Genomic DNA, 24,851 nt, shown 5'->3' on the forward strand with positions numbered 1-24,851 from the left:
AAGGAGGTCGTCGGGCGCCATGGCCGATAAAGCGATACAGCCGAAGTCCATCAAGCAGAACATGATGTGGTACTCGGCCGGCTCTATCACCTATCTGGGGTGCCAGTGGCTGCTCTCCGTGGTGGTCGCCCGCATGTCCGCCGGGTTCGACGACGCCGGCGCCCTGGCGCTCGCCATGGCCATCGGCAACATCTTCACGCCTCTGGCCTACTACAACACGCGCACCTACCAGGTGTCCGACGTGCGCAACGAGTACACCGATGAGCAGTACGTAGCCTTCCGCATTATCACGACGTTTCTGGCGTTCGTCGCCTGCACGATGTACGCGGTGCTCACGGCCGGGCTTTCTCTGGCGCCGGTGGTGGCGTTCCTCGTGTACAAGTCGGTGGTCGTGATCATCGACATTCTGCACGGCGTTGACCAGCGCTATTCCCGGCTTGACTACGCCGGCGTCTCCCTCATCACCCAGGGCGTCACGTCGCTTGGCGCCTTCGTCGCGGTGTTCGGGCTTACCCAGAACCTGACGGCGGCCATCACGGGCATGACGGCGACGGCGGTGGTGATCCTGTTCTCCTACGACGTGCGGCACTCGTCGCGGCTGGACAGCATTGTGCCGCGCATCTCCCTGCGCGCCGCCAAGAGCCTGGCGGTGGTGTGCTTCCCCGCCGTCGTGTCCGGCGTGCTGTGCAGCGCCGTAGTGACGGTGGCCCGCCAGTTCCTCTACGGCATGGAGGGCGAGGCGGCGCTGGGGTCCTACGCCTCGGTGGCCACGCTGGCCGTTATCGTGCAGATGGCCGCCAGCTACATCTACAACCCGCTGCTGGGCACCTTCGCCGAGCTTTCCCTGAAGGGCGACCGCAAGGGCGTCGTCTCGCTCATCGGCAAGGTGTGCCTTGCCGTGATGGGCATCACGGTGGCGGTGAGCATCCTGTTTTTGCTGTTCGGCGAGCTGGGCCTCACGCTGCTGTTTGGCGAGAAGATCGTCCCCTACGTGTACCTGCTGCAGCCCATGCTCTTGTGCACCATGGCCACGGCCTACATCTGGTTCTTCATGGACATTCTCATCGTGTACCGCCGTATGCGGGAGGTGCTCATCGGGAACGCGGCGGCGTTCGTCGCCGTGTTCCCGCTTTCCGTGTGGCTCATCGGGGCCTGCGGCGCCAACGGGGTGAGCTTCGCCGGTGCCATCGCCTACGCCCTGGGCAGCGCGCTGCTGGTATACTTCACCTTCCGGGCCGTAAAAGAAGGAAGAGGCTAGCCCATGGCGACCTACTCGAACGATGATCTGAAGAAGCTCCAGAAGGTGGAGCTGGACATGCTGCGCGTGGTGGACGCGTTCTGCCGCGAGCACGGCATCGCCTACTTCCTGGACGGCGGCACCTGCATCGGCGCCGTGCGCCACGGCGGGTTCATCCCCTGGGACGACGACATCGACCTGGGCATGATGCGCGACGACTACGAGCGGTTCATCCGCCTGTTTGAGGAGCAGCCCCCCGAGGGCTATTCCATCCACACCTTCCAGAACACGGAGAACTACCCCTACCTGTTCGCGAAGGTGTACCGGGAGGGGACGCGGTTTCTGGCCCGGGAGAGCATTGATGCCGGGCTTGACTCGTGCATCTACCTGGACATCTTCGCCTACGACTACGTGGGGCCGGCCCTGGGCGACGCCGAGCTTGGGAAGTGCATCAAGCGCGCCATGTTCTGGCAGCGCATGATGTATTTGTACTACACGCCGCACCCGGCCATTCAGCCCACGGCGTCGTTCCGAACGTTGAAGCGGTGGCTGTGCCGGACCGGCCACGGGGCGGTGCGGGCGCTGTTTACCCCGCAGGGCATCGCGGATCGCCACGACCGGTGGGTGCGGCGCATCGCCGAGGGCGGCTCGGCAGAGGCCTCCGGGCGCATCTGCTGCGTGCAGGACTTCGGCTTCCTGCGCGCCGGGGACGTGCTGCCGCCCCGACCCGTCCGGTTCGAAGGCGATCAGTTTCTGGCCCCGCGCGACATCGACGCCTACCTCACCATGATGTACGGCGATTATATGCAGCTGCCGCCGGAGGAGAAGCGCAAGACGCACTCTCCGGAAGTCCTCGATTTCGGCGATTTGTAGGCGCGCGGCATGAGGGACGTCATCGTCATCTTCTCGGCCCACTTCCTGCCCCACGTGGGCGGGGTGGAGGTGTTCACCGACGGCCTGTCCCGGGCGCTTGAGCGCCGCGGCTACGACGTCGTCGTGGTGACGAGCCGACTGGACGGCGCGCCGGAGCGCGAACGGCTTTCCGACGGCGTAGAGGTGCTGCGGCTGCCGTGCTGGCCGCTGGTGGGCGGGCGGCTCCCCTTCGCGAAGCCCGGTCGGTGCCAGCGCGAGCTTCTGGCCACGCTGGACGGGCGCCGGGTCGTCGCCGTGGTGGTGAATACGCGGTTCTACCCCCTGTCGCTGGTGGGGGCGCGCTTCGCGCGGCGGCGCGGGCTCGTGCCTCTGGTCATCGACCACGGGGCCGACTACCTTACCTTCGGCAACGGGGCCATCGACGTGGCCGTGCGGGCCTACGAGCATGCCATCACGGCCCTGCTGAAGCGCTTGCGGCCCCGCTTCTACGGCGTGTCGGAGGCGAGTGCCCGCTGGCTTCCCACCTTCGGCATCAGGCCTTCCGGCATCATCACCAACGCCATCGACGCGCCGTCCTTTCGCCGGGGCGCCTCGGGGCGGTCGTTCCGCCAGGAGCTGGGCGTTCCCGAAGGCGCGGTGCTGGTCGCCTACACCGGGCGGCTCATTCCCGAGAAGGGCGTCGAGGCCCTGGTGAGCGCCGCCGAGCAGCTGGCGGCGGCGGGGGAGGACGTCGCGTTCGCTCTGGCCGGCGAAGGGCCGCTGCGCGCGGCGCTGGAGGCGCGCGGCGTGCCGACGGTGCATTTCACGGGCCGGCTTGATGCGGCCGATGTGGCCGCGCTGCTGCTGGAATCGGACATCTTCTGCTTCCCCAGCCGCTCCGAGGGCTTCGGCAGCTCGCTTCTGGAGGCCGCCGTGTGCGGGTGCGCCATCGTCTCCACCGACGTGGGCATCGCCGGCGCGCTTGTCGGCGACGAGGGGGGCGTGCTGCTTCCCGACGCCGATGCGGACGGCATCGCACGGGCGGTGCGGGCGTTGGCCGGCGACCGGGAGCGCCTGGCCCGGGCGCAGGATGCCGCGCGCCGGCGCTCGGAATCCCTTTATACTTGGGATGAATCGGTTGAAAACGTCATAGATGCCGCTGGTCTGGGCGGTAAGTGAGGTGCATGACTCGTAATGGGTGATCGTCTGGTGGGTGCTGACCATGGTCTTTTCTAGCACGATATTCCTGTTCGCGTTCCTGCCGCTGTTTCTGGCGGTGTACTTCGCCGTGCCGTGGCGGCCGGCGAAGAACGTGGTCCTGCTGCTGTTCTCGCTTCTGTTCTACGCCTGGGGCGAGCCTGTGTATGTGTGGCTCATGGTGGCCTCCATCTGCCTCAACTGGCTGTTCGCCTTCATCATCGGCAAGTGCGGCGAGGGCAAGACGGCTCCTAAGCGCTTCTGGCTCGTGATGGCGCTTGCGGCCAACCTGCTCGTGCTCGGGTTCTACAAGTACCAGGGCTTTCTGGCCGAGAACGTGAACCGGGCGCTGGGCGAGGAGTTCATCGCCGAGTTGAACTTGGCGCTGCCCATCGGCATATCGTTCTTCACCCTGCAGGCCATCACCTACGTGGTGGACGTTTACCGCGGCGAGGTGAAGGTGCAGAAGAACCCACTTTACCTCGGCATGTACATCGCCATGTTCCCTCAGCTGGTGGCCGGTCCCATCGTGCGCTACGCCGACATCGAGCATGAGATAGACCACCGCCGCGCGACGCTTGAGGGCTTCGCCCAGGGCCTGCGGCTGTTCTGCGTGGGCCTGGGCAAAAAGGTGCTGCTCGCCAACACCGCCGGCGTGCTGGCCGACTCGCTGCTGCCCCGCGAGGCGGCCGAGATCGGCTTCATCGGCTGCTTCTCGGGCGTGGCCGCCTACACCTTCCAGATCTACTTCGACTTCTCCGGCTACTCGGACATGGCCATCGGCCTCGGCAAGATGATGGGATTCGAGTACCCGCGCAACTTCAACTACCCCTACACGTCGAAGTCGGCCACGGAGTTCTGGCGCCGCTGGCATATGTCGCTCGGCGGCTTCTTTCGCGACTACGTATACATCCCGCTCGGCGGCAACCGCGTGAGCACGCCGCGCTTCGTGCTGAACACCATGATCGTGTGGGGCCTGACGGGCATCTGGCACGGCGCCGCGTGGAACTTCCTTCTGTGGGGCCTGTACTGGGGCGTGCTGATTCTGCTGGAGAAGTTCTTCGTCATGAAGGTGCTCGACCGGCTGCCGCGGTTCGTGAGCCACATCTGGTGCATCGTGCTGTTCTTCTTCGGGTGGCTCCTGTTCGCCGTGACGGGGCTGTCGAACGTGGGGGAGTGGTTCTGCGCCATGTTCGGCGCCTACGGATGGCTGGGCACCTCCACGCTGTGGGAGCTGCAGTCCTGGAGCTACGTGAGCCTCGTGCCCATCTTCATCGTGGGGTCGCTGCCCTGGGCGCCGTGGCTGCGCAAGAAGATCCAGGCCTGGGCCGAAGGCGACCCGCACCGCGCCATCGTCGCCGCCTCGCAGAAGGGCAACACCGCCGTGCCGCCCTGCCAGGTGGTCTGCGAGGGCCCCGTGCCCGCCGGCCGCGCCCGCGCCGTGACTGCCGTGAACGTGCTCGCCGACGTGGCCCTTCTGGCCGTCTTCGTGCTGAGCTGCATGTCGGTGGTCTCCAGCTCGTACAACCCGTTCATTTACTTCCAGTTCTAGAGGTGTCCTTTGAGAGTACGCAGCCTTTTGTTCTCGGTGCTTGTCTGCCTCGTGCTCTGTGGCCCGGCGGCGCTTTACCTTGCCGAGCGGGCGGGCGCGGCGGTGCCTCTGTGGCTGACGACTGAGGACGCGAATTATCTTTCCGGCTCGGAGGAGTCTGCCAATGTGGCCGCGGTGGCCACGCTTGAGGGCTTTGAGACCAAGGCGTTCCAGGCAGCTGTTGAAACCGAGGTGTCCGCTCACGTGCCTGCCAAGGCCTCGGCGCTTTTGGCCACGGCAGCTTGGCAGCGTGGAGCCATAACGGCGTCCAATGTCCTGTTTGGATGGGAATGCTATCCCACGTTCTACGACTCCGGCATCGTCGACATTCCCTCCGAGAGTCGCTTGGCGGAGATAGCCAAGAAAGCCGACGAGGATATTACTGCTTGCGCGCGCCGTGTCGCCGCTGGCATGGATGCGCTGGGCCGCGAATTTCCCGACAGACGGTTTTTCGTGTACCTTAGCCCCGACACGCTCAATGTGAGCGGCACGCCTACCGAGGGCCTTGTGTCTAACCCTTTGACCTACGAGGGCATCCAGGCGCTTTTTGAAGAGCAGGACGGCGCATTCCAGATGATCGACGGCGATGTGGGCTACGGAGATTTCAAGGGCCAGTGGTTCTCGACGGATCATCATTGGAACAACGCGGGGGCCTATGCCGCCTACTGCCGTATAGCGTCAGCGCTAGGATTCGGCGACGAGCTTCTTAAACCCGAGGGGGAAGTTGTCTACGATGAGCCGGCGTTCTATGGCGCCTTGGCACGGCAAGGGCTCGTCACGGGCTATTCCGACCGTATCGCCGATTATGCGTTCAGAGATTTTCCGAACCTCACCGTAAGCATCAACGGCAACGCTGCAAGTGAGGAAGATGTCGTCCATCGCGAGATGTACGCCGAAGGAGGCTGGGATGCGAACCGGTACGCTAATCGCTACGCCGAGTATTATCACGGGGACAAGGGTCTGATCGAGTTCGGCAACCCGGATGCTCCGACCGACGCTGAGCTCCTCATCGTCACCGATTCCAACAGCAACTCCATGGAACGCTGGCTGGCGGCTCACTATCGCACCACTTATGCGCTGGATCCGCGCCATGCGTCCGTGACCGTGGGGGATTTTCTGGAGAAGCATGATGGCGTGACCGATGTGGTGTTCATCATGCGCGAGGCGAATCTGTTGTATGAAACAACTGAGGAGGCCTTGGCCCTCTCGTGACGTATCCCCTCAACGGCGCGGCGCGATAAGGCAATGCGCGGCTTTGGGGTATACTGGTGCGCATCGATCAATTGCAACCCGACCTTTGGGAGATAAGTTGAAGGTTCTTGCCATCGTTCCCGCCTACAACGAGGAGGAGAACATCGTTTCCACCGTCAGCGACCTTGTGAGCAACGCCCCGGGCGTCGATCACGTGGTCATCAACGACGGCTCCACGGATGCCACCGAGGCCATCTGCCTCGAGCACGGTTTCAACATCATCACGCTGCCCGTGAACCTCGGCCTGGCCGGAGGGTTCCAGACGGGCATGAAGTACGCCTACGCCAACGGCTACGACTACGCTATCCAGTTCGATGCCGACGGCCAGCACTCGGCGGCCTACGTGTGGCCCATGGTGAAGCAGGCCGAGGCCGACGGCTCCGATATCGTCATTGGGTCGCGGTTCTGCGCCCAGAAGAAACCCATCTCGGCGCGCATGGCCGGATCGACCCTCATTACGGCCATGATCCGTCTCACCACGGGCAAGAAGATACAGGACCCCACCTCGGGCATGCGCCTGTTCGATCGCGACATGATCCGCCGCTTCGCCCTCAGCTACGACTACAGCCCCGAGCCCGACACCATCGCCCTGTGCATCCGCAACGGGGCCAAGGTCTCCGAGATGCAGGTGGAGATGCGCGACCGCGTGGCGGGGGAGAGCTACCTGAACTTCACGAAGTCCGTGGCCTACATGCTGCGGGTGTGCATCTCCATCATGTTCGTGCAGTGGTTCCGCAAGAAGGTGAGCTAAATGTACTGGATTGTGCTCATTGTCGGCGCCGTTCTGGCCCTGGCCTACGTGGTAGTGAAGATTCGCCATAACCAGCTGACGACCGCCGATGCGGTGTTCTGGTTCCTGTTCGCCCTGGCCCTCATCGTGATGGCGGTGTTCCCGCAGATCGTCTACGCCTGCTCGGCGGCGCTCGGGTTCGAGTCGCCCTCGAACTTCGTGTTCCTCTGCATGCTGGCCATCGTCATCTTCCGGCAGCTCACCGTGTCGGTGGAGCTGGCCCGCCAGCGCAATAAGATCTCCCAGCTGACCCAGGTCATCGCCTTGTCCCGCGTAACCGACGGAACCGAGGAAAAGCTCGATAGCTAATCCTCGGTTCTTTTGATTCGTGCTTCCGCAGCGGTGCGGGAAGGGTGTTTCGGGACCTGCGTCTGCGGGAAGGCCCCTACCAGATGTAGACCTTCGTGCCGCGAGGGATGGTGTCGTAAATCCACTTCGCGTTGTTGAGCTTCAGGCGCACGCAGCCGTGAGAGAGGCCCATGCCCACGCGGCCGTCCATGACCGAAGTCGGTCGCGAGTTCTGGTAGTAGAGAACCGAGTGGAACAGATAGTTGCCGCTGAATTGCGTGTAGTAGAAGCAGCGTGCCGCGCCGGAGTCGAAGTAGTAGCCCTTGCCGCCCACGGTGAAGCGGCCCTTTTTGGTGGGAGTGGAGGCCTTGCCCGGTGCGCAGTCCATCATGCGCTGGAGTTGCCAGTTGCCCTGGGAGCCGTAGAAAACGCCCACCTTGCACCGCTTAGTATCGACGAGAATGAGCCATTTGGTGGCGCTTTTCTCCGGTTGGGCCCATTTGACGAAGAGATCCTCGACGCTGTCGCGCCCCTGCCAAACACCGCCGCTGCTGAAGATATGAGCCTGGCCGTTGATGGTGCGCCGGCCCGTCGCCATGGCTCCCGATCCGTCAAGATAGTACCAGGTGCCTTTGAGGTCGAGCCAACCGGTTCGCATGGCACCGGAACCGGGAGCGAGATAGTACCAGGTGCCGCTGACTTTCTGCCAGCCTTCGGCCATGGCGCCGGAGTTCTTCAGAAAGTACCAAGCCTTGCCTTTGGAGAGCCACCCGGTTCTCATGGCGCCGGAGCTGGCGAAATAGTACCAGAGGCCATCGGACTTGGCCCAACCGGTGGCCATCGTCCCGGTTCCAGGTGTGAGGTAGTACCAGGTTCCCTTGATTTTCTTCCAGCCTTCCGCGCGGGCGCCGGAAGGGTTGAAGTAGTACCAGCTTTTCCCGAGTTTCGTCCAGCCCGTTACCATGGCTCCCGATCCGCCCAGGTAATACGTGCTGCCATTTACGTTGACCCAACCTGTGGCCATGTGTCCGTCTTCGGGCATGAGGTAGTACCAGACGCCTTTGACGGAGATCCAACCGGTACGGGGCGTTCCCTGGGCATTGCCGTAGTACCACTTGCCATCGATGATGTTCCATCCGTTCTTGAGGGCGGGCAAGGAGGGCTCGGGGTCGGGTTCTGGCTCGGGCGCAGGGTCGGGATCGGGCTCGGGCGCCGGCTCGGGTGCCGCCGCAGGCTCGGGATCCGTCGCCGGCTGCAGGTCGGGGGCGCCTTCGACGCTACCCTCCTTCTGATCGCCGCCGAGCGCGGCGCTGGCGTCCTTGACGGCGACAGCATCGTCGGCCCAGGCTTTCTGAACGCCGCTCAGTGCTCCGAGGGGCGCACAGCCGATGGTTAGCAAGATCGCAAGGCCTATGGCGCTGGCTGATTTTGCGAGATGGGCGGAAGTCATGGGCGTCTCCTTCGCGAAAGTCCTGATGGGCAAGGTATAGTCATTCTTTGTCATATCGTCAATGTGTTGTCATTCTGTAACAAACGATGGTACCATAAGCGGTCACGATCACCCAGAGGAGAGCGGTGTTTCTGCTAGATTCTCCGCTTTCTGCCAGGAATCGCGATGTGCAAGGAGGTAGAGCATGACCGCGCAAACGAAACTGAAACGTACCATGGCGGTGTTGCTTGCAGCCACGTTGGCCCTGGGGCTGGTTCCCTCGGCGGCCTATGCGGCGTCGGGCGATGCGTTCTTGGACGAGGCTGCGACGGACGCCGAGGCGCTGGCGCCTTCGGAGGATGGCGACGATGCGTCAAGCTGGCGCTTCGCTGTGTCGGATGACGATGCGTCAATGTCGGCCGAAAGCGCTGCCGAGGCCTTTCCGGCCGATGACGGCATTGAGCCTCTGGCTAATGTTACGGTAGCGGGCACCAAAATAAAGATGCCCTCTTACGTGCGCAAGCCGTTGAACGCCACGCGAATCGGCATCGATGTGAGCGAGCACAACGGCAAGATCAACTGGAGCACCGTAAAAGCCGCCGGTGTCCAGTTCGCCATCATTCGCTGCGGCTACGGCCAGGATTACTCGAGCCAGCACGATGATCGGTGGTTGGACAATGTGCGTGGCGCAGTTCGCGCGGGCATTCCCTACGGGGTGTATCTTTACTCCTATGCCGACTCGGTGGCCAAGGCCCAGGGAGAGGCTGACCACATGATCCGCCTTCTGAAGGAGAGCGGTTGCAAGCCGGAGTTCCCCGTCTACTATGACCTTGAGGAAAGCGCGCTGGCCTCGTGGACCAAGGCACCGCTTCTGGCCGAGATGGCCTTCGCCTTCTGCTCGAAGGTGAGCGCCGCCGGTTACACGCCGGCGATTTACGCCAATACGAACTGGTTCAACAACTATCTCACCGATCCGGTGTTCGACGGATGGGGTCGCTGGGTCGCCCAGTACAACGCAACCTGCACCTACAAGGGCACGTACCAAATGTGGCAATGTACCTCCGATGGCTACGTGCCTGGGCTTTCCGGCAGCCGCGGCCGCGCCGATTTGAATTACGAGCTGAGCAATAGCTGCGGCCAACTGGGGGGAAGAACCGGCCTGCAAATGGTCGAGGGGTCCATGGTTTTCCTGGATCGCTCGGGGTCTCGCACGACAGGCTGGCAGACCATCGGGGGGAAGACGTACTACTTCGATGCTTCGGGCGCCATGGTCACCGGCGAGCAGACTATCGATGGCAAAAGGCTCATGTTCAGTCGCGCCGGCGCTCTGGAGGGGGCTTGGGTTCAGCAAAACGGCGCCTGGTACCTGCGCGATCAGAACGATTGCAACAAGACCGGCTGGCAGTACGTGAAGGGGGCGTGGTACTTCTTCGACTACTCAACGGGTCGTATGAAAACGGGCTGGGTGAAAACGGGTGGAAAGTGGTACTTCTTCAAGGACTCCGGCACCATGGCCCTCGGCTGGGTGAACAGCGGCGGTGCATGGTATTACCAGGGAAAGAGCGGCGCCATGGTGACCGGCTGGCAGTCCATAGGGGGGAAACGATACTATTTCAGCAGCTCGGGAGCCATGAAAACAGGCTGGCTTCAGCGCGGACAGAACTGGTACCACCTTTCCAGCTCCGGCGCGCTTGACACCGGATGGCAGAAGATCTCGGGTAAGTGGTACTACCTGAACGGTGGATCAGGCGCTATGGCGACGGGATGGAAGAAGCTGTCGGGCACATGGTTCTATCTGAAGGATTCAGGCGCCATGGCCGAGGGCTGGGTGTGCGTCGATGGCCGCTGGTACTATTTGACGCCCGGTTCGGGCGCCATGAGGACCGGATGGCTGCGCTTGGCAGGAACCTGGTACTACCTGACCGGCTCCGGCGCCATGAAGACCGGATGGCTTAAGCAAGGATCTACGTGGTACTACCTGATGCCTGGCTCCGGCGCCATGGCTGCTGGTACGACGTTGACTATTAATGGCACGAACTATCGGTTCGATACCAGCGGCGCCTGGGTTTAGGAGGTGGCTTGGCCGTGAAATGTTCGAAGTCTTGCAAGGGGATCGCTCTGGCGGTCGGGTTGGCACTGGTGTGCGGAACGGTTCCAGCACTGGCCTATGCCGAGACCGTCGAGTTAGATCCTGAGGATTGCGCTAACAGCTGGCGTTACGATGATGGTGCATGGCTCTACAGCGAAGACGATGCTGACAATGGCGATGAGGGCATCTCCGCGCTCGCGTACCAGAAGGGATGGAACTGGCCGAAGGTCGCCGGTGGTTACCAGAGCAACGACGGGAGTGTGTTCCCCGCCATACGCAAGGGCGTCGATGTGAGCTACCACCAGGGCGTCATCAACTGGGAGAAGGTGAAGGCTGACGGTATCGATTTCGCCATTCTGCGCTGCGGTTACATGCGTACTCTGGGCAAGCCCCAGGTTGATCAGCAGTGGAGGCGAAATGCTCAGGAGTGCGAGAGGCTTGGCATTCCCTACGGTGTGTACATCTATTCATACGCGACTACCGTGGAAGGGGCCAAAGCCGAGGCAGATCATGTTGTCAATACATTGCGGGGTTTCAGCCCTAGCTACCCGGTCTATTTCGATCTCGAGGAAGTGAATCTTGAGAGCACAGAGAATAGAGCGCTTCTGGCCGATATGGCCACGGCCTTCTGCGCGAAGGTGAGTGCCGCCGGTTACACACCGGGCATCTATGCCAATACAAACTGGTGGAACAACTATCTGACCGATCCGGCGTTCAGCCAGTGGGATCGGTGGGTGGCCCAGTACAACAGCAAGTGCACCTACCGGGGATCCTACCGCCTGTGGCAATGTTCGTCGAGCGGCAGCGTGAACGGCATCGCGGGCAATGTGGATCTCGATCTCGAGCGCGATGGCGACTTCGCCACTGTGGCCATGAAGAAGACGTGGGTCAAGGTGGGATCGAACTGGTACTTGCGCGACGGGGCCGGGAATAACCTTATTGGGTGGCAGGTCGTAGACGGGCAGCGCTACTACATGAACAGCGCCGGCGTCATGCAGACGGGCTGGTTGAAATACGAGGGCTCGTGGTACTACCTGACAGGTTCCGGGGCCATGAAGACGGGCTGGGTCAAGGTGTCCGGCTCCTGGTACTACCTTGACGCTCACGGCAAGATGCTCACCGGTTGGCAGGCCATCGGCGGAAAAACGTACTACCTTTACCCATCGACCGGAGCTATGGCGACAGGGAAGGTGACCATCGACGGCAAACGGTATCAGTTCGACAGCTCCGGCGCTCTCGTTGGGGGCGCCGCGCCCGGCAGCGGGTTCACCGATGTGCTTCCAGGTGCTTGGTACTACGACAACGTGTGTCGGGCCACACAGACGCTGGGGTACATGAACGGCTATGGCGCCAAGTTCGGCCCCGATGATGTGCTCAGTCGCGGCCAGGCAGCCTGCATTCTCTACAACATGGCTGGCGGGACGACGAGTATTCTGAAGACGGCCCTAACGGGCAACGAAAGTGTCGGCTATTTCTCGTTCACCGACGTACCGCCAAAGGCCTACTACGCCAAGGCTGTGGCCTGGGCCAAGGCGGCGGGCATTGTGAACGGCATGGGGGGAACCGGGAACTTTGCACCCGACCAGCCGGTTACACGCGAGCAGTTTGCCTGCATGCTGTGGAACTACGCCAAGGCGACGGGCTCGCCCACGGTATCCGGCGTCAACGTCAGTCAGGCGCTTGCGTCGAAGAAGGACGGTGGCTCCGTTTCCGGATGGGCGAGGAACGGCGTTGCCTGGGCGGTGGCCAACAAAGTCATGGGCAATGGCGGCGTCATCGCCCCGACTTCCAACGTGCTGCGCGCCCAAGCGGCGACCATGGCCGTGAACTACCAGCCGGAGAAGTTCATTGCTTAAGGTGTTTACGCCTCGGCCTTCTTCGTGCCGAACAGCTCGCCCCAGTCGCAGGCGGCCAGAATCGTGCCGCAGAGGATGGCGATGCAGCAGACGATCTCCACCGGGCCGGGCACGGTGCCCAGAAGGATGAGCCCGAACAGCACCGCCCAGGCGGAGTAGGAGATGTTCAGCGCCATGCCGCGGGCCGCACCGATGACCGCGATGCCCTTGTAGTAGAACAGATACGAGCACGTGCCAGCAAGTGCCGCCAGCGCCACCACCGCCGTGCCCGGGTTCGGGACGGCATTCCACGTGAAGGCCCAGGCGCCGAAAATGGGCAGCACCACGATGAGGTACACGAGGGCGGACGTGGTCTCGCGGATTTGCAGGGCGGTCTCGTTGTCCACGGCGTCGTCGCGCATGCCCCAGGCGCACAGCACCGCCTCGCTGCCCCAGCCGAACACGGCGGCGAGAGCCCCCAGAAGGCCGATGATCGGGTCGCCCGTCACCGTGGTGTCGGCCGACAGGTAGCCCATGGCGATGATACCCGCGAGTGCCACGATGAGGGCCACCACGCGGCCTGGAGTGATCTTCTCCTTCAGGAGCAGCACGGCCATGAGCGTGCCGAAAGCCGGATAGAACGACGAGATGATGGCCGTGTAGCCGGCACCGATGTTGTTGATGGCGATGACGTAGCCGGTCATGCCAATGGGTCCGCCCAGAAGCGCGCCCAGGATGACCACCTTGCCGCTGCGCGTCTTCAGCGCCGCCAGCGTGTCCTTCAGACGGCCGCGCACACCCATGTACAGAAGCAGCCACAGCGCGCAGCACACGTCGTGCAGTGCCGAGCTGACAATGGCGCCGAGCGCCAGAGCCTCGGCCGTGCCGATGAACGGCACCATGGTGAGGGCGATGCCCAGAATCACCGTGTCCAGGCCCCAGAGGCACCCGCTGAAAAGTCCGTACTTCATGATGAGCTATCCTTCCGTGTAGAAACTCTCGTCGTACCAACGCAGTACTTTGGCCAGGTATTTCTTCGCGTAGTTGTAATAGATGTAGAGCCATTCGCCCACGAAGTCGCCCTCCGCCTCCTTCACGAGGCTCCAAACGTACCAGCACCACCCGGCCAGGGCCACGTAAGCGAAGTTGTGGCGCACCTCCTCGAAGGTGGGCTTGCGGTCGAAGTAGTGCTCCAGCGCGCGCAGTGCCTCTTCGTCGGAGCATTCGCAGCATACGACGTAGGTGCCGAAGTCGTTGGCGTAGTCGCCCATGCCGGCGTACTCCCAGTCGATGAGGTAGAGGTGGTCGTCGCCGTCGATGAGGAAGTTCAAATAGAAGAAGTCGTTGTGGGTCAGGCATACGGGCGCCCCATCGGCTTCGGCGTACTCCTTCACGCGGCGGGCCATGGCGGCCATCTCGTGGTAGCCGGGCACGTCGATGGGCCCCTTCTCGCGCAGCAGCGCCTCGTAGTGACAGCCTTCCTCATAGAAATCGAAGCGGTTGTCGACGCTGGCGCCGGACTCATGGATGAGGCGCGCCATCTTCATTGCCCGGGCCACTTCGGCGTCGTTGCGCGGATCGAGGTTGCGGGCGTTGGAAACGAATCGCGAGATCTTCCAACCGCGGGGATCCTCGTGGATGAAGGTGTCGTCGAGTCCCAGCTCGTGGGCGATTTTCTGCGCCGCGCTCTCGCTTGTGCGGTCGATCATGGCCTCGGTGCCGATGCCGGGATGGCGGTAGACGTACTCGCCGTCGGCGGTGGCGAAGTGGCAGGAGAGGTTCGTGAGCCCCTGCTTCAGCGGGTACACGTCATGGATGGCGCTCTTCTCGCAGCCGACCACGGCCACGATGTTGTCGAAGACCTCGGAGTCGAGGTTTTCTAGAAACAGGGGATCGAACTGGCGCACCTCGTCCAGGCTGTCGAACTCGAAGATGGCGCCGGCGGGGTAGCGGCGGGCGACCATGTCCAGCTTCTTGATGTTGTCCAGGTAGATGTGCTCCCAGAGCTTGTCTTTGGTGTCGGGGTTGTCATAGATGACGTCGAGTAGAGGGACGTAGGTTTCGGAGAAGGCATGGTCGAAGTAGACGTGGCCTATCATGTACCAGGCGTTCTCGCCGCCGATGGTCGCGCCGATGATGCGGTCGTGGGCGCCGGTTTGGACGCACCACTCGGGAGTGGGGCCCTCGGCGAATTCCACGGCGTAATAGGCCTTCCATACGTACGGCTCGAAGGGATTCTCCGTGAAGTAGTCGTCCGAGGAGCAAATGTAGGTGTTGCCGAGGCGATCTTCTACGCGCTTGATGGAGGAGCTGTTGTTGCGCGAGGCGTAGTCGGGATTCACGACGATGGAGACGCCGAACTTGTCTTCGAGATAAAAGAAGTACTCCTTCTTGTAGCCGACGACCACGGTGATGTCAGTGATGCCGGCGGCGAGCAGCTGCTCGATTTGCCGCTCGACGAGCACCTCGCCGCGCACCTTCAGCAGGCCTTTGGGCTTCTCGTAGGAGATGGGGGCGAAGCGGGACGAGAGGCCCGCGGCCAGGATGACGGCGTTTTCCACGCGATAGGGGGCGAGCGCTGCCGTGCCGGCTTCCGTGGGCTCGCCGTCGGCTATGAGTCCGGCGGCCGTGAGCGCCTTCATGGCGTTGTTCACACTGCCGAGGGAGAGCTCTGTGGCCTCGGTGATCTTGCGCTGCGCGCACCCGGGATGCAGGACGATCTCCCGCAGCACCAGAAACTCGTTCTTGCTAAGGGGCAAAGCTGACCTCGATTCCTCGGAAATTCAATAAATGGGATTATAGGACCTGAGATGTGAGAAAGTGTTCAAAATTATGAAGAACAACAAAATATTGAACAACTTGGACGCGAACGGCTGGTAGCGGAGAGATTCGGGGAGACTCGTGCGGAAAGCGGGATTCACGTTGGGCGCGAGATAAACGTTAGGTAACTAAGTAAGATTTGGGACTTCTGCTTGCCTTCGCTTCCCTCGTGTCCCGCTATAATGGCAAGGGATTCCATAGGCTTCTTGAAAGGATTATTCATGATCGATCGCAAGGCATTCCGCTCCCTGTCTTCGGGGCTCTACCTCATCACGGCCAAGGCGGGCGATGCGCGCTGCGGCTGCGTGGTGAACACGCTCGTGCAGGTGGCGAGCGAGCCGGCCACGCTGTCGGTGTCGCTGAACAAGGAGAACGCCACCACCGCCGCCATCCTGGAGTCGGGCCGCTTTGCCGCCACGGTGCTCGCCGAGGACACCCCCATGGAGCTCATCGGCACCTTCGGCTTCCATACTTCCGCCGATACCGACAAGTTCGCCGCCTGCGCGAGCGCCCTCGACGGCGAGGAGGTGCCCTACGTGACCGAGCACGGCTTGGCGCGCTTCTCCGTCTCCGTCACCGAGACCATTGACGTGGGCAGCCACTACCTGTTCGTGGGCGTCGTGGAAGAGGCCGAGGTGCTCGGCGCCGGCGACCCGCTCACTTACGCCTACTACCACGCTGCGAAGGGTGGCAAGACCCCGCCCAAGGCCGCCACCTACAACAACGGCGACGAGGCCGCGGTTCCTGGCGTCACCGAGACGGCTGCCGGCGCGCCCGAGGCCGGCAAGAAGATCGCCTGGCGCTGCACCATCTGTGGCTACATCGAGGAGGGCTACCCGGACGGCCTGCCCGAGGGCTACATGTGCCCCATCTGCGGCGCCCCCCGCGAGATGTTCGAGCGCGTGGAGCTGTAGATTTCCGAATAGAGCTGGAGATTTCTGGAACCGGCCGCGGCCGCGCTATAATTCGTTGACGGAGTATCGATAGGTGCCCGACGAAGCAAGGAGGCTCGATGGACGAGGCCGCGGCCGGGATTGAAACAAGGAAGAGCGCACAGGGGGTTTACGTTCCCGTGCGTTGGACGCGGAAGAAGCGCGCTCTCGCCATTGTCGCGGGGGTTGTCGTCGCATTCTTGTCTCTCGGTTGCGCGGCGGCGCTTTACGTTCACACCATCGATTTGGCCCTGACGGCTGGCATGGACGACGACGAGCGCCGCGAGTTGGTTGGCGTGCTGACGCGGCCGAAGCCCGAGTTGGAGGCCCCCACGAGAGTGGTTGTGGAAGAGCCGGACCCGGAGCCTGTGGTGCCGCAGACCAATGCCTATTATGTGGTCATACTCGGCTGCGACGCGCGTCCGCATGAGACGATCGCGCGATCGGACGTGACCATGCTCGCCCGCATCGATCCGGATACGGGCACGGTGCACCTCATCTCCATTCCCCGCGATACCATGGTGGAGATCGACGGGTACGGCGTTCAGAAGATAAACGCCGCGCTTGCCTTCGGGGGGCCCGCCGGGGCCGTGAAGGCGATATCGGAGTTCGCGGGCGTGCCGATCACCCATTATCTGGAGGTCCGCTTCGAGCAGCTAGTGGAGCTGGTGGATCGGCTCGGCGGCGTTACCGTGAACGTGCCTGAGGGGTTCACGGCCGATACGAGCGGCATAACGCTGGCGGCCGGCGAGCAGCGGCTCACGGGCGAGGAGGCCCTCGCCTTCGCCCGCGAGCGCCACGCCGTCTCCTCGGGCGACTTCAGCCGCGCCGCCGCCCAGCGGGCCATCATCTCCGCCATCGCCGATAAGGTGCTCGCCTCGCCGCCGACGGAGATGCCCTCGCTGGTGGGCTCGCTCGCCGCCTACGTGACCACCGACTACACCGTGGCCGAGCTGGCCGATACGGCCCTCGCCCTGAAGGACGCTGGCGTCACGGTGTACTCGGCTGCCTGCCCCAGCTACTCCTTCGGCGAGGGCGGCATCAGCTACGTCGGTGTCATGTACGACGAGTGGCACGCCATGATGCAGCGGGTCGATGCGGGGCTCGATCCCGCCGACGAGTCCGCGGAAATCCCCGAGCCCCAGGTCAGCGACGAGGATCTCGGCGCCGCCGCCAACGCCCGCTCCCCGCGCGACTATTCCGGCCGCGTCGATCAAGCCGGCTTCAAGGACAACTGAGAACGGGCTGCTTGCGACCCATCCGTAGGGGCCGACCTCGGTCGGCCCTCCCGAGTGGGGGAGTCTCGCTTGCGGCGAGGGGCGACCAAGGTCGCCCCCTACGGAGGGTGCTACACTCGCTCCATGCTCCAAATTGAAAAACCCGGCGACTTCCATCGCCGGGGTTCTAGCTCACAGGAGGTTATGCCGAGCGCCTACAGCGTGCCGTCGCGCCAGGCCTCCAGGCCTTCCACGACGAGCGCATGGGCGCGCTCCACTTCGGGGAGGTGCTTGGCGGCGGCCTCGTACTCGCCGGCGTACAGCGCGTCGGAGAGGAGCGCCGCGCACTCGTAGAGATCCTTGAACGACAGATTGCCCGCCACGCCCTTCAGCGCATGGGCCTGGCTGTAGCCCTCCGAGTAGTCCTTGGCCTCCATGGCGGCCTGAAGCGCCACCAAATGGCCGTCGTCCAGATACTTCAGGGCCAGGCGCTCGTACAGCTCGGCGTTGTCGCCGAAGCGGTCCATGGCGTCCACGTAGTCGATGCCGAAGGGGCGAAGCTTGTCTGCGAGCTGAGCGGTCATGATCGGTCCTTTCCCGTGCTATTCCAGCGCCCGCGGCCCTCTCTCCTCTTCTTTGGACGGCAGTCGCGTTAAGTAAAACTGCTGCTCAGTGTAGTCGCACGTCACGAAGCTGTCAGCGAAGCGGGCCACTCGTTTACGTTTCGTAGCCAGTTGTAAGCAAGCTGTAATATGAATTTTGACAAACCGTCACCAAAGTGCGGACGATATGTGGTATTGACGCTCGTCAACAATGTTTTCCGACGTCAGGCTGCCGAAACGGAGGCTGGCTCCAAGGGAAGCGCGGCGTCAGCCCAGCGGTTGTCGCGCGGTGTGGCGTCGGCGGCTTCGACGGCGGTTGACGGTGGTGGCGGAGCCGCCGGGGTTAACGGGCGCCTAGTAGTCCGCCGCCGCGTCGCTTTCCATCCACTGCTCGAAGAACTCCTCGTAGGCGTCGGCGAGCACGGCTTCCCGCGCGCGGCGCATGAGATCCAGCAGGAAGTGCAGGTTGTGCACCGACAGCAGGATGGCGCCGAGCATCTCGTTCTGCTTCACCAAGTGCCGGATGTAGGCGCGCGTGTGGTTTTTGCAGGTGGGGCAGTCGCAGGTGGGGTCGAGCGGCGTGAAGTCGCGGGCGTACTTGGCGTTGCGCATGTTCATGCGGCCGGCGCTGGAGAACGCGGTGCCCATGCGGGCCGTGCGGGTGGGCAGCACGCAGTCGAACATGTCGACGCCCTCGCGCACCGCGCGCACGAGCGTGGTGGGGTTGCCCACGCCCATGAGGTAGCGCGGCCGGTCGTCCGGGCAGGCGCGGGCCACTTCTCCCAAGGTCTCGAACATCACCTCGTGGTCCTCGCCCACGGAGTAGCCGCCGATGCCGTAGCCGCCGAAGCGCCGGCCGCCCGCAGTCAGCGACTCCTCTTCGATCTCGCGTAGCCGCCGCACGCTTTCCAAGCGCAAATCCAGGTGCATGCCGCCCTGCACGATGCCGAAGAGCGTCTGATCGGGTCGTTTGTGGGCGGCCAGGCAGCGACGCGCCCAAGCGCTGGAGTAGTCCACGGCGCGCGCCACGAACTCGCGGGTGGCGGGGTAGGGAGCGCACTGGTCCAGCTGCATGGCGATGTCGGCACCGATGAGCTCCTGGATGCGCATGTTCTCCTCGGGCGTCCAGTGGATCTTGCTGCCGTCGTAGATGGACTGGAACGTGACCCCGTCGTCAGAGAGCTTCACGGTGTCGGCGAGGCTGAATACCTGAAAGCCGCCGGAGTCGGTGAGCATGGGGCCGTCGTAGTTCATGAAGCGGTGGATGCCGCCGGCCTCGGCCACCAGGTCCGCGCCGGGCCGCATGGCCAAATGATAGGTGTTCGCGAGCACCACCTGGCTGCCCAGCTCGCGCAGCTGGCTCGTCGTGATGCCCTTCACCGTGGCGGAGGTGCCCACGGGCATGAACATCGGGGTGTGGAAATCGCCGTGGGCGGTGGTGTAGGTGAGCGCGCGGGCGTGCCCGCTGGTAGCGTCGCACGTGCAATCGAAGAGTGCCAAAAGAGGATCCTAACATCGGGGGCGTCCGAGCTCGGAGGGGGTGCTCGCAGCCCGCTGAACGCTTTTCCCCGCTGCGAATGCGATAACAGAAATAGCGAAGATGACGCACATCAGCGGGTACCATCCCGGCACCGCTGCTGCTGAAGTGGAAGCTATTTCCTTACGATCGCGTTCTCCGCGGGGCGTTCAGAGGTCTGCGAGCACCCCCTCCGAGCCCGGACGACGCATGGTCATCGAAGATCATGGTAGTATAGCGCCTGCATGCATTCTAAGGAGCGCTTTTCATGAGAACCGATGATTTCGACTACAACTTGCCCGAAGAGCTGATTGCTCAGGAGCCGGCGGCGGTGCGCGACGAGTGCCGGCTGCTCGTGATGGATCGCGTTAGCGGGGAAGTGGAAGATCGCATCTTCAAGGACATCATCGACTATTTACAACCGGGCGATTTGCTTGTGGCCAACGAGACGCGGGTCATGCCGGCGCGCTTGCTCGGCACCAAGCGGGGCACGGGCGGGGCGGCCGAGGTGTTTCTGCTGCGCGAGTGCGGAGGCCCGGAGCCGCGCACGAACCGCGTGGCCTTCTGGGAGGTGCTTGTGCGGCCGGGCAAGCGCCTGAAGCCGGGCTCCGGGGCCGTGGTGGATTTCACCAACGCCGCCGGGGACGTGGTGCTTTCCGCCGAGATCATCGATTGGGCCCGCGACGGGCAGCGCGGCGAGCGCGTGGCGCGACTTTCCACGCCCTTGCCGTCGCTTGACGAGGCTCTACATGCCGTGGGGCACACGCCCTTGCCGCCCTATATCCGCGACTACGCCGGCGACGAGGAGCTGTACCAGACGGTGTACTCGCGCCGGGAAAGCTCGGCGGCCGCGCCCACGGCCGGGCTGCACTTCACGCCCGAGCTCATCGAGCGCTTGCGCGAGCGCGGCATCGGCTGGGCCACGGTAGAGCTGGAAGTGGGCCTGGACACCTTCCGCGTCGTCGACGAGGACGATCCGGAAAAGCACCACATCCACACCGAGTTCTACACGGTGCCCCAGGCCACGGTGGATGCCGTGAACGCGACCCATGCTGCGGGCGGCCGCGTCATCGCCGTGGGCACCACGAGCGTCCGCAGCCTGGAAAGCGCCTGGGATCCCGAGGCCGACGGCGGCCGGGGCGCCCTTGTTGCCCGCGATCGCGAGGCCACGAGCCTTTATATCCTGCCGGGCTACGAGTTCCACGTGGTGGATGCCCTCATCACCAACTTCCACGTGCCGCGCTCCACGCTCATGATGCTCGTCTCCGCCTTCAGCACCCGCGAGAACATCCTGGCCGCCTACCAGCACGCCATCGACGAGCGCTACCGCCTCCTCTCCTTCGGCGACGCCATGTTCTTGCACTAGAGGGATGGCCTGCGGTAGAGGGCCGGCCCCTCATCGGCGGATGCCCAGAAGCGTCTGGCGCTGGAGGCGGACGGCTACAAGGTCATCACGGTGACGGCGGGGCAGATCGGCAATTCGGGCGAGATGCGGCGCATCGCCGAGCAGTGCTATCGACGGCGGGGCAAGAGATTCCGCCCTCAAAGCAAGGAATTCGCGAATCAGCAAGCTCTCCTGTTCCGCATGGGCTGGTCGCTGGAGGATTACTGCCTCAAAGAGCAGCCTCGCTAGGTGCTTTTCAAGAAAATAGTTTTCCCAGCTCACAGTAAAGGATTAGGAAAAAGATTACGAGAATAATCTTTTTCTCGCTCGCTTTCCGATGCGCGATGGCGCGGCAGCGGCCATAGTGGGGGCCGTCACGGGGCGCAAGAGAGCGTCCGCCGACAGCGAGGCATCGGGACGCGCAGAGGCGCCCGGCGCAAGGAGAGGCACGAGGGCGCACGAAAGGCGTCCCGCGCAACGGAAAGAGAGGGAGTTCACCATGACCACCACTGTTACTCGTCGCGACCTGTTCAAGTTCGGCGGCCTGGCCGCGCTCGGCGTGGCCGGCGCCAGCACGCTCGCCGGCTGTGGCCAGCCCAAGACCGTCGCCGAGGCCGCTGCCGAGAAGGGCCTGGCCGACACGGGTGCCGCTACCGGCCCCGCGTTCCTCGCGCTCCAGGAACCCATCACCGATTTCGCCGAGACCCACGAGTACGACGTCGTCGTGGTCGGCGCCGGCGAGTCGGGCCTGTCCGCCGTGCACACCGCGCTCGAGGCCGGCGCGCGCGTGGCCTGCGTGCAGAACATCAACGCCGCCCAGACCACCGGCAACATGGCCGCCTCCATCGACCTCACCCAGACCGACGAGGCCGCCATCCAGGCCTGCGTGAGCTTCATCAACTGGAAGAGCGACTACCGCTCCAACCGCGACCTCGTGAGCATCTGGGCCCACAACTCTCAGGAGGCCCTGGCCTGGTGGGCCGAGGAGGCGGCGAAGGGCGGCGTGGAGAGCAAGCCCCACGACGCCGTGCTCTCCTACAACGGCTACGACATTCACCTGCACGCCAACACCTACTTCCACGTGGAGGGCAACCACAACGCCGCCGCCACGGTGATCGCCGAGAACCTGGCCGCCGCCGGTGCCGAGTTCTTCTACAACATGCCCTGCAAGCAGCTGCAAACCGACGAGTCCGGTGCGGTCACGGGCGCCATCTGCGAGGACGCCGACGGGGCGCACCACCTGTTCACGGCGACCAAGGGCGTCATTCTGGCCTGCGGCGACTACTCCTCCAACCAGGAGATGCTCGACTACTACGCGCCGGACACCAAGGGCTTCTCGCTGTTCACCGACTTCCGCGACGGCTCGGGCCTGGTGGCCGGCATGAACGCGGGAGCCATCATGACGCCGCACACCCACACCAAGATGATCCACGGCGAGCCGGCGGCCGTGCGCTTGGAGATGCCCTTCCTCTTCGTCGACCAGGAGGGCAACCGCTTCATGGACGAGACCTGCTGCCGCATGGGCTACATGAACAACTTCGCCCGCCCGTACCTGGCGAAGGCCGGCTTCGCGGACTCCACGGCGGCGAAGTTCTTCAGTCTGGTGCCCGCGAACTGGGAGAGCTACTACGAGGAGTGGAAGGCCGCCAGCCCCTACGACATCTCCCAGTACAACGGCGACAACAAGGTGAACCCCGAGAAGTGGATCACCGCCGACACCATTGAGGGCCTGGCCGAGGCCATGAATGCCTACGCCGCGGAGAACGATTGGAAGCTCACGAACATCGATGCCGCCGCCCTGGCCGACACCGTGGCCCGCTACAACGAGCTGTGCGCCGCCGGCCGCGACGAGGACTTCGGCAAGGCCGCCAAGTACCTTGTGCCCATCGAGGGCGGCCCCTACTACGCCATCCCCCGCGGCTCCAACAAGCTGCCGGCCATCCTGGGAGGCCTCGTGGTCGATAGCAACCACCAGTGCCTGAACGGGGAGTTCGAGCCCATCGGCGGCCTGTACGCCGTGGGCAATGCCTCGGGCCAGTTCTTCGGTGGCGTGGATTACCCCATGGACATCGAGGGACTCTCCATCGGCCGCGCCATCACCTCGGGCTACTACACCGGCCGCTTGGTGGCGAGCCTGTAGGCCGCCCGCCGTCTCACCCTCCCGTGCCCGGCCGACGCTCCCTCCCCGTCGGCCGGGCTTTTGTTTGCGAGCGTTTGCATCCTCCGATGGGCAAGGGGCTCGGGAAAGCGCCGACCCGGTCGCCAGCCGGCCCCGTCACCTGCTATAATGGCCGCCATGGGGAATCTGCTGAAGGACATACGGAAGGGGAGGGAGGATCGCTCCCTGTACCTGCGGGGCATCTTGCCCTACCTGTTCGCGCTCGGTTGCGCCCGCGCTTGGGTGACGCTGGCCGTGGCGGCGCCGGCCCTCGCGCTGCCGGCCGCCTTCGATCTGCACGACGTCTTCGATTACTCGTTCTGTCTGATCTCCATCGCGGCGGCGCTCGCCGCGCGCCGCCTTCTGCCGCTGAACGCCACGGGGCGGATGCGCGCAGCGTCGGCGGCGTTGATGACGGGGGCGTCGCTCTGCCTCATCGCCGCCGGCACTGGCCTGGTCGGAGGGCCCGCGGCCGTCGTCCTTGTGGCCGCGGGCGCGGCGGCGGGAGGCGCGGGCTTCGGCCTCTTCCTGCTTCTGTGGGCCGAGGTCCTAAGCTGCATCTCGCTCATCCGCATTTTCCTGTATACGACGGCCTCCCAGCTGGTGGCCGTCGTCTGCGTGTTCTTCTGCGACGGCCTGGACGATTTGCGCGTGGCCTGCGCTTTGGTGATCCTGCCGCCGGTGGCGCTGCTCTGCCTGCGCCGGGCCTTCTCGGCGCTGCCCGCCGCCGATCGCCCCTCGCCGGTCATTCCGAAGTTCACCTACCCGTGGAAGATCTTCGTGCTTCTGGCCCTGTACTCCTTCGCCTACGGGCTGCGCCAGCACCAGCTGGCCGCCGGCGCCGGCATGCACTCGTCGGTCTCGACGGCCATCGTCATGGCGGTGCTGTTCGCGAGCGCCTACTTCTTCTCGAACCGCTTCAATATCGGGACGCTGTACCGCTCGCCGCTCGTGCTCATCGTGTGCGGCTTTCTGCTCGTGCCCGTCGAGGGCGTCTTCGGCACGGCGGCGTCCAGCTATCTCATCTCCATGAGCTACTCGCTCGTGGGCATTATCGTGGCGCTGCTTCTGTACGACATCTCGAAGCGTCTCGGGGTCACGGTCGTCATCTTCGCCGCCATCAAAGGCGCCGAGCAGGTGTTCGTCATCTGGGGTAAGGGGGTCGCCGAGGCCATGGCCGCGGCCGGCATGAACGCCGGCGCCCAGGACGCGGTCATCGCGGTTGCGGTGGTGGCCATGATGCTGGCGGCGACGCTCATCCTGCTGTCCGAGAAGGAGCTGGCGAGCCGCTGGGGCGTGCGCATCCTGGATGCGGGCGGCCTCGTGGAGAAGACCCCGGAAGAGCTGCGGCGCGACGAGCGGGCGGCCGAGCTGGCCGAGCACGCCCGCCTCACCCCGCGGGAGACCGAGATTCTGGCGCTGGTGGCCCAGGGCAAGAACGGCCCGGCCATCATGCAGGAGCTGTTCATCGCCGAGGGCACCTTCAAGGCCCATATGAGCCACATCTACGAGAAGTGCGGCGTCGCGAATCGCCGCGAGCTCGTGGCGCTTTTGGGCGCGAGATAGGGCGCGCCCGCTCAGCGGAGGCTCGCCGCCGATTGGAGGAGCGTTGCGGCGTTGGGGCGCGCCTCCGAGGCTCCCGAGGCGCTTCCGATTATGCCGC

Annotated in this window: 20 protein-coding genes; 15 read left to right on the top strand and 5 right to left on the bottom strand. The window is 64.1% G+C overall.

Features of this window, described 5'->3' with window-relative positions; genetic code table 11:
- Positions 1-19 precede the first annotated feature (19 nt).
- From AEQU_RS03490 to AEQU_RS03520, 7 genes are all read left to right on the top strand, one after another.
- Complete coding sequence (locus tag AEQU_RS03490) at positions 20-1,258, top strand: lipopolysaccharide biosynthesis protein (protein ID WP_022739547.1); 1,239 nt, start codon at positions 20-22, stop codon at positions 1,256-1,258.
- Between the two features lie 3 nt (positions 1,259-1,261).
- A complete protein-coding gene (locus tag AEQU_RS03495) occupies positions 1,262-2,110 on the top strand; it encodes a LicD family protein (protein ID WP_022739548.1) in 849 nt (282 codons plus the stop codon).
- A 9-nt stretch (positions 2,111-2,119) separates the two neighbouring features.
- Positions 2,120-3,268, top strand: a complete 1,149-nt coding sequence (locus AEQU_RS03500; protein ID WP_022739549.1) for a glycosyltransferase family 4 protein — start codon at positions 2,120-2,122, stop codon at positions 3,266-3,268.
- Between the two features lie 43 nt (positions 3,269-3,311).
- Positions 3,312-4,838, top strand: a complete 1,527-nt coding sequence (locus AEQU_RS03505) for an MBOAT family O-acyltransferase (RefSeq protein WP_041714983.1) — start codon at positions 3,312-3,314, stop codon at positions 4,836-4,838.
- Positions 4,839-4,847: 9 nt separating this feature from the next.
- Positions 4,848-6,089: a DHHW family protein gene (locus AEQU_RS03510; protein ID WP_022739551.1), complete on the top strand. Its 1,242-nt coding sequence runs from the start codon at positions 4,848-4,850 to the stop codon at positions 6,087-6,089.
- Between the two features lie 97 nt (positions 6,090-6,186).
- Positions 6,187-6,879 (top strand): glycosyltransferase family 2 protein, encoded by a 693-nt coding sequence (locus AEQU_RS03515; RefSeq protein WP_022739552.1) that lies wholly within the window; start codon positions 6,187-6,189, stop codon positions 6,877-6,879.
- A complete protein-coding gene (locus AEQU_RS03520) occupies positions 6,880-7,227 on the top strand; it encodes a DUF2304 domain-containing protein (protein WP_022739553.1) in 348 nt (115 codons plus the stop codon).
- Between the two features lie 76 nt (positions 7,228-7,303).
- Here the strand turns inward: AEQU_RS03520 and AEQU_RS03525 are convergent, their stop codons facing one another.
- A complete protein-coding gene (locus AEQU_RS03525) occupies positions 7,304-8,656 on the bottom strand; it encodes a L,D-transpeptidase family protein (protein ID WP_022739554.1) in 1,353 nt (450 codons plus the stop codon).
- 184 nt (positions 8,657-8,840) lie between these two features.
- Between AEQU_RS03525 and AEQU_RS03530 the strand changes: the two genes are divergently transcribed.
- Positions 8,841-10,706, top strand: a complete 1,866-nt coding sequence (locus AEQU_RS03530) for a GH25 family lysozyme (protein WP_022739555.1) — start codon at positions 8,841-8,843, stop codon at positions 10,704-10,706.
- A gap of 14 nt (positions 10,707-10,720) precedes the next feature.
- A complete protein-coding gene (locus AEQU_RS11815) occupies positions 10,721-12,580 on the top strand; it encodes an S-layer homology domain-containing protein (protein WP_244874841.1) in 1,860 nt (619 codons plus the stop codon).
- Positions 12,581-12,585: 5 nt separating this feature from the next.
- On the opposite strand, the gene AEQU_RS03540 is transcribed toward AEQU_RS11815, so the two are convergent.
- Positions 12,586-13,530 carry a DMT family transporter gene (locus AEQU_RS03540; protein ID WP_022739557.1) on the bottom strand — a complete coding sequence of 315 codons (945 nt, stop codon included), beginning with the start codon at positions 13,528-13,530 and terminating at the stop codon, positions 12,586-12,588.
- A 6-nt stretch (positions 13,531-13,536) separates the two neighbouring features.
- A complete protein-coding gene (locus AEQU_RS03545) occupies positions 13,537-15,318 on the bottom strand; it encodes an NTP transferase domain-containing protein (protein ID WP_022739558.1) in 1,782 nt (593 codons plus the stop codon).
- Between the two features lie 282 nt (positions 15,319-15,600).
- On the opposite strand from AEQU_RS03545, the gene AEQU_RS03550 reads away from it, so the two are divergent.
- Positions 15,601-16,293, top strand: a complete 693-nt coding sequence (locus AEQU_RS03550; protein WP_022739559.1) for a flavin reductase — start codon at positions 15,601-15,603, stop codon at positions 16,291-16,293.
- A 98-nt stretch (positions 16,294-16,391) separates the two neighbouring features.
- On the top strand, positions 16,392-17,549 hold the full coding sequence (locus tag AEQU_RS03555; RefSeq protein ID WP_022739560.1) for an LCP family protein: 1,158 nt from the start codon (positions 16,392-16,394) through the stop codon (positions 17,547-17,549).
- 194 nt (positions 17,550-17,743) lie between these two features.
- Here the strand turns inward: AEQU_RS03555 and AEQU_RS03560 are convergent, their stop codons facing one another.
- Entirely contained in the window at positions 17,744-18,112 is a 369-nt protein-coding gene (locus tag AEQU_RS03560) for an Hpt domain-containing protein (RefSeq protein WP_022739561.1), read from the bottom strand.
- Between the two features lie 372 nt (positions 18,113-18,484).
- Positions 18,485-19,630 carry a tRNA guanosine(34) transglycosylase Tgt gene (gene tgt / locus AEQU_RS03565; RefSeq protein ID WP_022739562.1) on the bottom strand — a complete coding sequence of 382 codons (1,146 nt, stop codon included), beginning with the start codon at positions 19,628-19,630 and terminating at the stop codon, positions 18,485-18,487.
- 284 nt (positions 19,631-19,914) lie between these two features.
- Between tgt and queA the strand changes: the two genes are divergently transcribed.
- The 4 genes from queA (at position 19,915) to AEQU_RS03585 (ending at position 24,754) form a co-directional block, all read left to right on the top strand.
- Entirely contained in the window at positions 19,915-21,012 is a 1,098-nt protein-coding gene (gene queA / locus AEQU_RS03570; RefSeq protein WP_022739563.1) for a tRNA preQ1(34) S-adenosylmethionine ribosyltransferase-isomerase QueA, read from the top strand.
- 90 nt (positions 21,013-21,102) lie between these two features.
- Entirely contained in the window at positions 21,103-21,279 is a 177-nt protein-coding gene (locus AEQU_RS12600) for a hypothetical protein (protein WP_022739564.1), read from the top strand.
- A gap of 250 nt (positions 21,280-21,529) precedes the next feature.
- A complete protein-coding gene (locus AEQU_RS03580; protein ID WP_022739566.1) occupies positions 21,530-23,170 on the top strand; it encodes an FAD-binding protein in 1,641 nt (546 codons plus the stop codon).
- Positions 23,171-23,326: 156 nt separating this feature from the next.
- Positions 23,327-24,754: a helix-turn-helix domain-containing protein gene (locus AEQU_RS03585; protein ID WP_041714425.1), complete on the top strand. Its 1,428-nt coding sequence runs from the start codon at positions 23,327-23,329 to the stop codon at positions 24,752-24,754.
- Positions 24,755-24,851 lie beyond the last annotated feature (97 nt).

It is taken from the genome of Adlercreutzia equolifaciens DSM 19450 (assembly GCF_000478885.1).
Taxonomy (GTDB): domain Bacteria; phylum Actinomycetota; class Coriobacteriia; order Coriobacteriales; family Eggerthellaceae; genus Adlercreutzia; species Adlercreutzia equolifaciens.